Origin of the sequence: Virgisporangium ochraceum, from assembly GCF_016863655.1 — a bacterium.
In the GTDB taxonomy this organism is placed as follows: domain Bacteria; phylum Actinomycetota; class Actinomycetes; order Mycobacteriales; family Micromonosporaceae; genus Virgisporangium; species Virgisporangium ochraceum.
Map to the genome: position 1 here is coordinate 86,918 of NZ_BOPH01000022.1, position 13,067 is coordinate 99,984.

The 13,067-nt window shown below is 72.1% G+C and carries 9 protein-coding genes; 3 read left to right on the plus strand and 6 right to left on the minus strand.

Translation table 11 applies throughout. The annotated features are described in order from the left end of the window. The first annotated feature begins 15 nt into the window (after positions 1-15). Both Voc01_RS09480 and Voc01_RS09485 read left to right on the plus strand, forming a co-directional pair. On the plus strand, positions 16-705 hold the full coding sequence (locus Voc01_RS09480; RefSeq protein ID WP_203926936.1) for a MerR family transcriptional regulator: 690 nt from the start codon (positions 16-18) through the stop codon (positions 703-705). A gap of 9 nt (positions 706-714) precedes the next feature. Continuing rightward, positions 715-1,470, plus strand: a complete 756-nt coding sequence (locus Voc01_RS09485; RefSeq protein ID WP_203926937.1) for an alpha/beta hydrolase — start codon at positions 715-717, stop codon at positions 1,468-1,470. On the opposite strand, the gene fxsT is transcribed toward Voc01_RS09485, so the two are convergent. After that, a complete protein-coding gene (fxsT, locus tag Voc01_RS09490) occupies positions 1,414-7,476 on the minus strand; it encodes an FxSxx-COOH system tetratricopeptide repeat protein (protein WP_203926938.1) in 6,063 nt (2,020 codons plus the stop codon). The genes Voc01_RS09485 and fxsT overlap by 57 nt on opposite strands. An 85-nt stretch (positions 7,477-7,561) precedes the next feature. Next, complete coding sequence (locus Voc01_RS09495; RefSeq protein WP_203926939.1) at positions 7,562-8,401, minus strand: polysaccharide lyase; 840 nt, start codon at positions 8,399-8,401, stop codon at positions 7,562-7,564. A gap of 190 nt (positions 8,402-8,591) precedes the next feature. Here Voc01_RS09495 and Voc01_RS09500 point away from each other — a divergent pair, with 190 nt between their 5' ends. Continuing rightward, complete coding sequence (locus tag Voc01_RS09500) at positions 8,592-9,047, plus strand: hypothetical protein (RefSeq protein WP_203926940.1); 456 nt, start codon at positions 8,592-8,594, stop codon at positions 9,045-9,047. Here the strand turns inward: Voc01_RS09500 and Voc01_RS09505 are convergent. The 4 genes from Voc01_RS09505 to Voc01_RS09520 form a co-directional block, all read right to left on the minus strand. After that, the gene (locus Voc01_RS09505; protein ID WP_203926941.1) at positions 9,044-9,937 is read right to left on the minus strand and encodes a nitroreductase family protein; all 894 of its coding nucleotides are present in this window, start codon (positions 9,935-9,937) and stop codon (positions 9,044-9,046) included. The two genes, Voc01_RS09500 and Voc01_RS09505, sit on opposite strands and share 4 nt — an antisense overlap. 70 nt (positions 9,938-10,007) lie before the next feature. After that, entirely contained in the window at positions 10,008-11,069 is a 1,062-nt protein-coding gene (locus Voc01_RS09510; RefSeq protein WP_203926942.1) for a hypothetical protein, read from the minus strand. Beyond that, the gene (locus Voc01_RS09515; RefSeq protein WP_203926943.1) at positions 11,066-11,512 is read right to left on the minus strand and encodes a DUF4188 domain-containing protein; all 447 of its coding nucleotides are present in this window, start codon (positions 11,510-11,512) and stop codon (positions 11,066-11,068) included. The genes Voc01_RS09510 and Voc01_RS09515 overlap by 4 nt, the downstream gene beginning before the upstream one ends. Beyond that, positions 11,512-13,035, minus strand: coding sequence for a phenylacetate--CoA ligase family protein (locus Voc01_RS09520; protein ID WP_203926944.1), 1,524 nt, complete (start codon positions 13,033-13,035; stop codon positions 11,512-11,514). Before Voc01_RS09520 ends, Voc01_RS09515 begins: the two co-directional genes overlap by 1 nt. Positions 13,036-13,067 lie beyond the last annotated feature (32 nt).

The following is a 13,067-nucleotide window of genomic DNA, read 5'->3' on the forward strand; positions in this document are numbered from 1 at the left end:
TCAAGGAGGACGCGCGTGTGGCGGATCGGTGAGCTGGCGCGGATGGCCGGGGTCTCCGACCACACGCTGCGGCACTACGACAGGATCGGACTGCTGGCACCGGCCGCCGTCGATCCGCTGACCGGCTACCGCTGGTACGGCGCCGCCGAGCTGGCGAGGCTGGAACGCATCCGGGGGCTGCGGCACCTCGGGCTGCCGCTGCGCCGGGTCGCCGACCTCGTCGACGCGCCCGACACGCAGGTCACCGAGGCGCTCGCCGACACCGTGACCGCCCTGCGCCGCGACATCGCCGCCCTGACCGCCGCGGTGGCCGCCGCCGAGGACCGGCTCCGCGTCGCGAGCACGGTCCTCCCCCAGCGGACCCGGGTCGCCGCGCGCCGGATGCGCGTGCGGTACGTGGAGGTCGGCCACCCGTCGGAGCTGGCCGGACTGTGCGCGGGCACGCTGCTGACCTGGCTGGACGGGTCACCGTCCGGGGGCTTCCGCGCGGCCGTCGCCGACGGCCGCGACCCGCTGACGGTTCCGGCGCGCCCCGTGGTCCGGACGACGGTGCCCCCGGCGGTCGGGGTGGTCCGCGCCGGCCACGACCTGTTCGACTGGGTGCGCCGGCACGGCCTCACCGTGTGCGGGCCCACCGTGGAGCAGCACCTGGTCGACGGCGACGGCGGCACGGTGACGGTGCTGGAGATCGGCTACGCCTCGTAGGGTCGGTGCATGGAGTTTCTCGAACCGTTCGTGGTGCCGGTACAGCCCGTCGAGCCGGAGCGGGCCGGCGACACCGACCTGTACCTGCCCGACGCCGGCGGAACGCGACCGGCGGTGGTGTTCGTCCACGGTGGACCGTTGCCGCCCACGGTGTCACCACGACCCCGCGAGTGGCCGGTGTACCGCGGGTACGGCGCGCTCGTCGCGTCGCGGGGCGCGGTCGGGGTGACGATCGACCACGACCTCCACGACGTCGACGCCTACCCCCGCGCGGCCGACCAGGTCGTCGCCGCCGTCGACCGGGTGCGCCGCCACCCCCGCGTCGACGCCGACCGCGTCGCGTTGTGGTTCTTCTCCGGCGGCGGCCCGTTGAGCGCCGACTGGCTGCGCGACCCGCCGGCGTGGCTGCGGTGCGTGGCGCTCACGTACCCGTTGCTGGGCGCGGTTGCGGGCTTCACGCCGGCGGTCCGCTTCCGCCCGGCCGACGCCGTCGAGGCCGTGGGCGTGGCGGCCGCCGCCGGCGTGGCCGGCGCCATGCGGGCCAACGCGCTGCCGATCGTGCTCACGCGCGTGGGCCTGGAGCGGCCGGCGATCGCGTCCACGGTGGAGGCGTTCGTGGCCACGGCGCGGGAGGCGGAGGCGGATGTGTCCATTGTGGACGTTCCGAACGGACGGCACTCGTTCGACCTGCTCGACCACACCGACGAGTCACGGCAGGCCGTGACCACCGCCCTCGACCGGGTACTGGCGAACCTGACCGCCTGAACGCTGCCGGTCCACGAGGCGCCGCAGCATCTGCGCCTCCCGCTCCCCCGCGACGCCGGCGAAGCGCATGCCCTCGCACCGCACCGACAACCGCAGGCGCTCCGGCGGACCGACCGACAGGTCCGGCGCCAGCGGGAAGATGAGGATGCTGCGGTCGGCTCCGCCACTGACGACGAAGCCGTCACCGACGAACCGCACCGACGCCACCGGTCCGGCGTGGAAGGTGTGCGACCACAACCGTTCCAGCGGACCGGTGCCGGAGCGGAGCCAGCAGGTCATCGTTCCGTCCAGGAACCCCGCCACGATCAGAATCCGGCCGTCTCCGAGATCACGCGCGTCGACGGTCGCCGCTCGGGCGTCGGGAAGGTTGACGGTCCGCTCGCGGTCGGCCGGCGGTCCGGTCGACCTGGACACCACGAACGTTCCGGAGACCGACGCCGCCAGCGGGTCGTCGGCGGCAACCGGCACGGCCGCCCGCACCTCACGACCCGCGGGGTCGTACCGCATCGCGCGGGTCTCCCCGTCGATGTCGGCGCAGATCACGATGTCGCCCCGATAGCCGGCGAAGAACCGCACCTGTGGACGCGGCTGGAACGTCGACACCGGCCGCCAGCCGTTCGCCGAACCGACCAGGATGGACACGGTTCCCCGCGCGAACGTCACGATGTCGCCGTAAGGGCCGACCGCGATCGCGGTGACATCCGTCGGGAGGTCCGAGCGCAGGATGTGCGTCGTCAACTGGCGCGGACCGCCGAACCGCCACTCCCGCAGGGTGCCGTCGCCGTAGGCGCAGTAGACACCTGCCGCGCCGGGAACCGGTGCCAGCGCCCGCACCGCGGCCGTCTCCTCCAACCGGACGCCGGTGAGGTCGGCGTTCGTGAAGTCGGCGCGGTCGAGCGTGGTGTTGTCGAGGTTCGCGTGCCGCAGCCGGCTGCCGCGGAAGCTCATCCCGCTGAGGTCCGCTCCGGGCAGGTAGGCGTAGTCGAGGTCGAGCCCGGCCCACGAACCGGTCGGCAGCCGTCCGGTGAGGCCGTACAGCAGGGACAGCGCGTTGCCGCCGACACATCCGTTGTCGCGACCCGTCTCCGCCGACCGTACGGCGGCGAGCAGGACCGCCGGGAAGTCGGTACCGGGATCGTCGCGCATCAGCAGGACGGCGAAGTTGATGACCTCCGGCGGCAGCGGCACCTCCCGCCACGCGCGGTCGTCGTCCGGAACGCCCTCGCGCAGCCGCCGGACGATCGCGCACGCGACGAAGTACTCGCGCATCGACCGGTGGAAGAACTCGACCGGCCAGACGTGGTGGTCCGCGGCGGCCACCGGCTTGAGCAGCGAACGGATCCCGATGCGGGCCCGGGCGTCGTCGGAACTCGCCGCAGCCGGTGACGCGCCCGCCGAGCCGGCCATCTGCCACAGCATCCGGTGCAGATCGTGCTGGCCGGCGACCGCCTTGAGGCTGACGTAGCCCTGGTCGGTGACGTGCAGCTCGGTGGCGATGAGCTCGAGAATCCCCTGCAGGTTCGGGATGAGCTCCTCGCGCAGCACCTCGGCGCCCGGGTCCTCGAGGTCGGCGATCTTCCGGCGCAGGCTCCGCTCCACGTAGGTGCGGTACAGCACCAGCTCGTCGAAGCGGTCACCGGGCAGCTCCGGCAGTGTCTCCTTGATCATCTGCAGGAACAGCGGCTTGCCGGCCAGCCCGATCGGGTCGTAGAGCGTCTTCAGCCGGCGTAGCTTGTCCTCGGCCTGGATCGCGACGGCGTGGGCATGGAGGTAGGCCTCGCTGCGGGCGCGCGGGATCGGGGCGATCCGCACCGTCTGCGGTCGGCCCACGCGGTCGAGGAACCGTTCGCGTTCGCGCGGGCTCTCGAAGAAGTGCGTCCGGGACGTGATGAGCACCTTGGACCGGTCAAGGTACTCGTAGCACGACTCCAGCAGCGTCACGTTGCGCCGGAACGCCTCCGGGTCCATCCGCGCCGACATCTCGTCGAACCCGTCGAGGACGACCACCGTCCGGTACCGGCGGCTGAGCTCGTGCCACTCGGCGAGCGACGTTCCGAGATGCTTCAGGCGCCGTTCCACGAGCTCCTGTCCGCCGCCGGCCTGCCGGAGGTCGCGTAGGGCGAGCCGTAGCGGCAGGTACCCGGTACGGGGGTTGCGGAGAAACTCGGCGGCCAGCCGGCAGCTCAACCAGTAGGTGAAGAAGCTCTTCCCCTCACCGAACTCCGCCAGCAGCAGCAACGACCGGTTCCCGTCGCTGGACAACCAGTCGCGCACCGCCGTGCCCAGCGGGACCTCCAGCACCGCGCCCTTGTCGTCGGACAGCTTCGGTTCGACGTGGTCGTCGAGCAGCGCCGCGAAGTGCTCCCAGACCTCGCCGCCCAGGCAGTGCATCGAGGTGTTCCGGAGGTACCTCGGCCACGGATCCGGCAACCGGACGGCGGCCCCCACCTTCTCCGCCCATTCCCGTGCGCCATCCGGACCCGTTGCCGGCGGCCGGCCGTAGACGGTCCGGTGGACCGGCGGTTCGAGCGCGAACAGCCGCTCGACCCCCTCCGACGGGCCCCAGACCTGGATGTCGAACCGGTGCTCCTGTCGCCGGTTCATCCGGTGCACCAGCGCGGTGAGCTCGGCCGACGGATCGGCGTGCGGCGCGACGACGACGAACTGGTCGAGCCCGCCGTCGGCGTACCGGTGCTGGGCGTTCAGGAGAGCCGTGCCCACGTCGTCGACGGTCAGCTCACCGGTGCCGCAGCGGAACAGGAGCGACACCGTCACCTCGTCGTCGGCCAGGGCCGAGCCGGTCACCCGCAGGTTGTGCCCGTACTGCGGTCCTGCCGCCTGACCGCGGAGCGTTCGGACCGTCGCGTCGGCCACGGGTGTGGAGACCCGGCAGATCCGCCGCAGCAACCGCAGGAACGACTCCTCCAGCGGCGTCTCCGCTTCGACGGTCGGCTCCGTGGCGGTGTCGGCCGGATGCTCCGGTGCGACCGGCTGGTCCGTCGCGACGGGCGAGTCGTCGGGTTCGGGGGCCCGGAACTCGTACCCGTTGCCGGCGGACAGCGCGGTCCAGATTCCCGAGATCCAGGCGAGCCGGCCCGGGGTGGCGTCGAGCTCGGGAAGGGGGTCGAGCAGGAACGCGAACTCGCTGTCGAGCCGGGCGGCGGTGTCTCCGTCGACGGATCCGACCAGCGACCGCAGCCGCGCCACCGCCTGGGGATCGTCCGCGGCCAGCAGCCGCCGCACCGAGGTGGTCAGCTCGACCGAGCCGGCGTCGACGTCCGCCGGTCGGTCCGGGGCCGGCCTGACGGTGATGCCGAGCTCGGGACGGGCGGCCACCAGCGCCTCGGCGTCATGGTGCAGCGCTGGCAGCTGCTCGTCGTCGATCGCCTCCCAGACCACGAACTGGGCGGTCCGGGTCAGCTCGATCGCGCTGAGACGGTGGTCGAGCCGGCACAGCGAATACCGGCTGATGACCCGCAGCGCCCGGTTGAAGGCGATCCGGTCGGTCTGGAGGTGAGTGAGCTCGGGGGTCCACAGGTGCAGCGGCGTGTCGAAGAGATCCCACGGGACCTGCTGCGTCTCCAGCATCGAGCACACCTGGAGCAGGCGCAACGCGTCGAGGGAGTGGCGGGCGAGTGCGTCGATGGAGATCTGCCACACCGCTCGGACCGGGCTGAATCCGTAGGCCGTCTGCCGTTCGTCGGCCTCGCCCAGGTGCCGCAGATACTCGTCGACCGGCATGCCGGACTCGGCCAGGAACGACGCCGCGGGGGCGAGCGCGAACGGGAGGTCGCCCAGAGCCTCCGCCACCCTCGCCGCGTCGGGCGCCGGGAGCCGTTCCGCGTATCTCCGCAGGAGGCTGACGCTCTCGGCACGCTCGAACACGTCGACATGCAGCGCGAGAACCCGGCTCGCCCATTCCGGGTCGCGCGAGGTGACCAGCACGTGACCACCGCCGACGGGAACGAACTCGTCGACCTCGTCCGGGCTGCCGACGTCGTCGAAGACCAGCAGCCACCGTTCGGACGTCGCCAGCAGTGCCCTGGTCGCCGCGTCAGCGGCGTCGCGGCCGGAGGAGCCCCGGCTGACCTGGAGGTGGTCCGCCAGCCGGGCCAGTGACGCGACGACCTCGTCCCGCCCTCCGGACGGGACCCACCAGACGAGGTCGTACGACCCGACATTCCGGTAGACGTACTCGATCGCGAGCTGCGTCTTGCCGACGCCACCGATCCCGATCAGCGCGAGGGCGAGCGGGGATTGGCGACCGAGCTCCACCCGGACCTGGTCGAGCAGCGCCTCGCGTCCGACGAACCGGGGGCTCCGGAGTGGGACACCACCCAGGACCGCCGGCGCGGGCTGCTCCACCTCCGGCGGAGCGGCGCGGGCGCCGGCACCGGAGATCGCGGAGCGGTACGCGTCGACCTCGTTCTTGAGCCCGAGCTGGTGCGCGACGCGGTCCACCCACGCCGACATCTCGGCCCGGACCGGACCACCGACCTCGGCGGTCGCCTCGACGATCAGGCGCAGAACCGGCGGGACCTCTCCCGGTTCCGTGCGTTGGCCAGCGCGGAGATCGAACTCGTCCTCCGACGATGATTCCGGATCGAGGCCGAGGAGGGTCGGCAGGTCCAGGTCGAGGTCGCGGTCGGCCCTCCGCAGCAGGTCCCGACCCGCTTCCAGGAGCCGGGGCGACAGCCGCTGGGCCACCGTGGCGCCGTCGATCAGGGTGCGGATCTTCTGCGACGCGTGCGTGTCCGGGTCGACCAGTGCCACGGTCTCTGCCAGTACCTCCAGTGCGCCCGGGTGGTCGAGGCAGGCGGTGACGAGGGAAGCCATGTGCATACGTGCCACGGGCTGCTCGGTCACGTCGGGGAAGCCGGGCAGCTCGCGCCGGATCAGGTCGACCACCAGCACACGCCTGGACAACGCCGCCATGGCAGGCAGCTGCAGAAGGGCGTCGATCAGCGCGTTGCGGAGGTCGGTCGGCCGTGCGCCCACCGCCGGCCGGACGTCCACCTTCGGTCGTGACGCCGCGGGCAGCCGGAGGCTTACCAGCAGGTCGAAGAGCACCTCGGCGGACGCCCGCGCGGCGAAGGTCCGGTAGCGGTCCTCCGGGCCGGCGTCCGCGTGGTCGGCGACGCCCTTGGCGACCAGCCAGAAGGGGACGCGCAGCTCATGGGCGACGGTCGCGATCGTCGCCGCTTCCAGGTCGACGGCGCCGATGCGCCGCATTCCCATGCCCCGCAACGAGTCCCACACCCCACCGTCGGACATGACCGCGCTGCCACTGGCCATGGGCGCCACGTGGACCGCGAACGGCAACGACCGTGGGGCGTCGACGTCGTCGTAGAGGCGCCGTTCGACCATCGCCCGGCCCACCGGGGTCAGGCCGACCGCTGTGCCGTGGTGGTCGATCAGCCCGTCCGCCTCCCAGCGGGCGAGCCGCTCCGACCAGGTGCCCACCGGGAAGTACCGCTTGCGGGCGGGGTGGTCGCGGGGCTCCTGACCCCGGTGCAGCCGCTCCAGCAACCACACCAGCGCCTCGTCGGTGCTGGCCGGACCGTGGCTGGGCAGACCGGCCGGGTTGAAGTCCTGTGCCGCCCGGACCCATTCAGGGTGGAGCGGGAACTGTCGGTGGTCCCCGATGAGGGCGGTGCCGAGTTGGAGGCCCTCGTCCCACTCGTAGGCGACCTCGGCCACCACCACGTCGCCCGGTGCCGTGTCGGCCGGGTTGCCCGCGCAGGTGCCGCACATCGCCAGGCAGGTCGGGTGGACCTCGCCCACCAGGGAGGTCGCGAGCGGGGCCAGGGATCTGCCGCCGCCGCGGGTGGGCCGGGCCAGCGCAACCGACAGGACGCGACCGTCGTTCGCGCGGTACTCACCCCACAGATGCGACGGGACGGCGCCGCCGCCGCGCTGCTCCCACCGCGCGACGTCGACCGCCGAACGGGCGGCGTCGTACTCCTCGCGTGACGCGGTGATAATCAGGATGTCAGTCGAACTCATCGACCCGCTCACCACCGGCTGACATGTAGTCAACCTGTCACAGGCCGCCAACAAGGTCCAGAGGCGGGTCGAACGTGAACGACTCTCAGTGCTGGACCGCGGTGCTGAGGGAGAAGTTCCGGAACCGCACCTCCGACGCGACCGCCGGGCCCCACTCCGTGGAGTGTCCACCGTAGAACGTCGAGAAGAAGATGCCGCTGAAGTCGATGGCGCCGATGCCGGTCACCGCCGTGGTGAAGACCTGGACGCCGTCGAACCAGACGGTGATGGTCTGGCGGGAGCGGTCGACGAACTGTTCGATCGTGTGGTACGCGTCGTCGGCGGGGTAGCGCCAGGCGCCCAGGCCCAGGTCGCGGCCGTAGCCGTCCTCGTCGGGTGAGTAGAAGTAGACCTCACCCTGGTTTCCGTTGCGCCACATGAACCTGGTCGACCAGGCGTCGCCGTGGTTGCCGCCGGAGGCCTCGCCGGGGCTGCCGCCGTAGAGGCCGGGCAGCTTGCCGCCGCGGCCGAAGTCGTGGCCGGCCGGGAACTTCAGCTGGTACCTCAGGCTCAGCGTGCGGCTGGTGGCCATCGAGGACAGGCCGAGGGTGTCGAGGTCGGTGTAGAACTGGCCGCCGCCCCCGCTCGGGCAGTTGGTGCAGCTCGGCGCCGAGGAGCCGGCACCGTACCGCACGAGCAGGCCGCCGCCGGTCATCGCGAACATGCGGTCGAAGCCGAACTGTCCACCGGGGACGACGCCCCACGCCGTTTTCCACGCGGCACCGGGAAAGCCGTCGAACGACGCCGACCACGAGGCCGCGGCCACCGAACCCACCCGCGGACCGGCCACGGACGCGTCGGCGACCGCCAGGGTGGTGACGGTCGTGCCGACGGTCGCCAGCACCGTGGTGACGGCGGCCGCGACGATGGCCACGCGCAGTCTCATGGCTCTCCTCCGGGGGCAGCACACAACGACGGGACCCCGCACCGCCCTGCGGACCTCTCCGGATGATGCCCCACCGACCGGAGCCGCCACGACGCCCTTAATGAAGATTTATCCCTCTCCCGATGCGCGCCTGAGAGTGCACTCAGGGGCATTCAGCCAACACACAGGATCGCCCGCACACGATGACGGCGTGACCACGATCGATCCCCCGGCCCGGTGGGCGGTGGCCGCCGCCTGGGCCGTTCCGTTGTGCGTACTGCCGTCGGCTGTCTGGCGCGTGTCGCTGCTCGCCGAGGACGACATCCGGATGGACGCCGAGGGCTGGTACCTCGTGACGCTGTCCGTCGTGTCGGTGGGCCTCGCGGTGCTGACGCTCGCGCTGGTGTACCCGGTGCCCGTCCCCGCGCGGGTGGCCGTGGTTCCGGCGGTCACCGGCGGGCTGCTGCTCGTCGCGATCAGCGTGTACGTCGGGCTCAACGCGGTGTTCGGGTTCGTGGAGACCGGGCCCGTGCTCATCGGTCCCGAGGAGTCCGACGCGGTGCGGCGACCCGAGCCGGGCGGTCCGGTCGCCGTCGCGTACCTTCCGTTGCTGTTGTGGGGTCCGCTCGTGCTCGCCGTGGCGAGGGACCGGTGGCGCCGCCGTTAGCGCGGCGTCGGTCGGCGGGACGAGCGTGGCGGTGTCCTCAGTGGACGGCCGGCCCGGAACACCGCCAGCGGCGGGCCGTCGACCAGGTCGGCCAGCCGGGCCGCGGTGTGCGGGCAGTCGAGCAACTGGCTCAACGGGTGCACCGCGACGCCGTGCCGGCCCAGCGCGAGCCAGGTGCGCATGAGCCGCCGGCCGGCGTCCACCGGGTCGGCGGGGTCGCCGGTCAGCACGAACACGGTGTCCTCCGGCGACACCGGTGACGCGCCAGCGAGCAGCGACGGCAGCCCCAGCCGCCGCCCGACCGCGTAGACGCGCGGGCTCAACGCCACCCGCAGCCCGACCGCCTCCATTGTGGACAGTGCCAGCGCCCGGTCGGTCAGGCCGTCCTCCGCGTAGCGCGGATGCCGCGGCGTGAGCCGGAGCCACTCGCGCAGCTCCGCGGTGACCGGCGTCGAGCCGAACATCCAGCGGTCGGCGACCGGCAGCAGCGCCGCCACGTCGGCGGCGGGGACCCGCACCAGTCCCGGCTCCAGCGCGACCCCGGGCAGCGGTCCGGGCGCGTAGCGGCCGCGGGCGCAGCGCCGCTCCTCGACGTCGGTCACCGTGAACGGGGTGTCGTACCGGTCGGCGGCCGGCATCAGGCGCAGGTGCCCGGCCGTCACGCGCAGGCCGGTGTCGGCGGCCACGATCAGGCACGTCTCGACAAACGTGCCCAGCCCGAGGAACAGGTCGCGGCGCGTCGGGTCGGACACCGGCAACGCGCGGGACGGGTCCCAGCCGATGTCGACGTGGTCGGCGCCGTACGTGAGCGTCCACGGCTGCGTGTTGTGGGCGCTGGGAGCCCGCTGCACCACCGGCTCCAGCTCGCGGAACGCCTCCGGCCAGCTCACGACATCACCTCGCTCCGCTCGGCGATGCGTTCGCCACCACTGAGTTGACTGTTCGCTCGCCAAGGCTCGCTCACGGCGTCTCATAGAAGGTGTAGCCGTGCAACGGTCGGCCGCCCATGCGGCGGTACTGCGCGGCCGACGCGTGGTTGCCGCGTTCGACGAACGTGCTGCGCAGCGACCGGTACCCGCCGGCGCGCAGGTTGCGGTGCAGCTCCCGCGACAGCAGCGTCAGGTACCCGTTGCCCTGCTCCGCCGGCACCGTCCCCTTGATGACGAGCACCGCGTCGCGCCGGTACCGGCGACGGGTGAGCAGCAACCGCAACCGGTGCACCGGCCCGAGGCGGCCGGAGAACCGCATGAGGAACTCCGAGATGTCGGGCACCGCCACGACGAACGCGACCGGCCGACCCGCCTTCTCCAGCCACAGCAGCAGGCTCTCGTCGAGCAGGTACGCCAGCCCGTCGGTCTGCCCGGCCAGCTCGTCGGCGGAGATCTCGGTGTAGTAGCCGAGCCCCGCGAAGCTGGCGTTGAGCAGCTCCCGCAGGATCGGCAGCTGCCCGTCGAACCGGCGTCGCGACCCGTGGCGGATCACCAGCTCCTCGCGCGCGATCCGGCTGTCGTCGAAGGAGAACGCCACCGGCGCGGACACGTCGCAGATCCACGTGTCGGCCTCGAACCGCCGCCGCAGCCCGTACTCCTCATACCGCGCCGCGTAGTAGGCCGGGTTCCACGCCGAGTCGACGAAGCCACGCTCGCCGAACCCGTCGGTGATCACGCCGCCGGTCTCGTTGGGCAGCAACGCGACCGGGCCGAACAGTCGGCGGCCACCGGCGGCCGCGGTGTCGAGCAGGGCCTCGACGACCGCGGGGTCGTCGACGAACTCGGTGAGGCCGAACAGCTGCCGCGGACCGAGCTTCGCGTCGATCCGCGCGTCCCGGTGGACGGTCGTGCGCCCCACCACGACGCCGGCACCGTCGCGCACCACGTACATGTCGACGCCGGAGCGGTACCAACGGTCGATCGTCGGGCGGGGCGTGGGTACGTAGCGGTCACGCGGGTGCAGGCGCACCGGCAGGTCGCGGAACTGGCCCAGGGAGGCCCTGTCGGCCACCTTCGACACCACGAGACTCATGACCTGTGCACCGCCGGGCCCTCGTGCTCCCTGGACAGTGGACCGAACCGCTCCGTGTGCGCCATCGAGTCGTCCTCCGCGCGCCACACGCCGTTGGTGTATCCGTGCGGGCCGGCGTCGAAGAAGCGGATGAAGCCACCCGTGGCGATCCTCGTGCCGTTGCCCGACACCCAGCACATCAGGTCGCGGTGGGCCGACGCGCGGGCGAAGCGCAGCAACGCGTCGCGGTCGTCGAACAGCGCGATCGTGCCGAGCGTGAACGGGAAGGTCCAGTACACCGTGTGCCAGCGGTAGCCGCGCATCCGCTTCAGCTGCCGCACCAGACGGATCCACCGCGGCAGCAACCGGAGCAGCGCCACCGGACCCGTGTACCTCGTGCCGCCCACGAACATCGACGTCGCCCGCCCCATCGGCGGCGCGTGGGTGAAGTCCTCCGTGCGCATCAGCGTGCTCCCGTCATCAGGTAGACGTTCTTGATCCGGCCGTCGGCACCCGCGAACGGCCCGTCGTCGTGGTCGAACACCCGCACCTCGACGCGGGCGGCCGACGGGTCCTCCTTCAGCGACTCCGCGAAATCGCGGCTCGCCGACGCGAGGTGGGCGACCACGCCGTCGGCGCACAGGCGCGCCAGGTCGCCCCGATCGACCCCGGCCCCGGGTCGCAGGCGCACGTTCACCACCGGACGCGACGACAGGTCGGCGTCCTCGACCACCTCCAGGCAGAACCCGGCGATCAGGTGCGCGTGCGGGTTCCCCTCGTACAGGCCGTACTCGACGTCCTGCGGGTAGATGTTGGCGCCCATGTACGACACCGTGCTGTCGCGGCGGCCGAACAGGAACAGGAACGGCAGGCGCATCCTGTCGGAGATCCAGGCCTGCAGCGCTTCCGGTCGAAGCGACGGCGGCAGGGCCGCGAGCACCTCGGGAAAGGACCACAGCCGCCCCTCGTCACCGATGTTGTAGCGCACCTTCGGCGCCATCACGGCGGTCGAGTTCACCGTGCAGACCACATCGTGGTCGGCGTTGGTCTCCAGGTAGGTCTCCAGCGGGTTGTACTGGAACACCATCGGCAGCCGGTGCTCGTCGGCGCCGAGCAGAGCCGACCGCAGCCCGGCGTCGGTGCGCAGACGGCGGCGCAGCCACACGCTGAGGTCGGTCTCCCCCGCCATCCCGATCGTCAGGTCGCTGGCGCCGTACCCGCTGCGCACCTTGGCGAAGCGCTCCTCCAGGTAGTCGCGCAGCGCCTCGGTCATGCCCTCGCCGCCGACCAGGCCGCTGATGCGGTAGTCGTGCCACGGAAAACCGCGCGCGTCGAGCGCGTCGCGCAGGTGCTTCAGGAACGGCGGGTACGCGGTCACGATGTACTCGAACCCGGGCCCGAAGTGCCGCAGGGTGTCGACGATCTTCGCGAGGTCGGGCCCGGTGTTCTTCACCATGGCCACCTTCGCCATCGCGATGCCGGTGTTGGTGCCGGTGGCCCACGCGCCCATCGAGTACGCGTTGATGACGAACCTCCGCCGCGACGGGAACACCAGCGTCGTGTAGCCGGCCAGGTTCTTGTGGACCGTGTTCAGCTCGCGCCGGCCGCGCACCCAGTTGAACGGCGTGCCCGACGAGCCCGACGACTCGTCGACGACGCTGCCGGTCACCTCGAACCGGCCGTGCCAGCACCGCTGCTCCTCCGGGTACGCCCTGACGTAGGTGTCCTTCGCCGTCTCCGGGTACGTCGACAGGTCGAAGTAGCGGAACGTCCAGCCGCGGCGGCGGAGGAAGTCGGCGTACGCGGGGACGTCGAGCGCGGCGAACTGGCACGTCATGAACGCGTGCAGGCGGGCGAACCGGCCCATCCACGGCCGGTAGTTGCGGGCCATCGTCCGCCAGACAGCGGGATGCACCCGGTACAACGCGTACAGGGCGGTCAGCGCGACACTGGTCAGCCGCAGGGTCCACTGGCGAACGAAGCTCATCACCCTGTCGACCGTAGAAAAGCGCGGGCGCC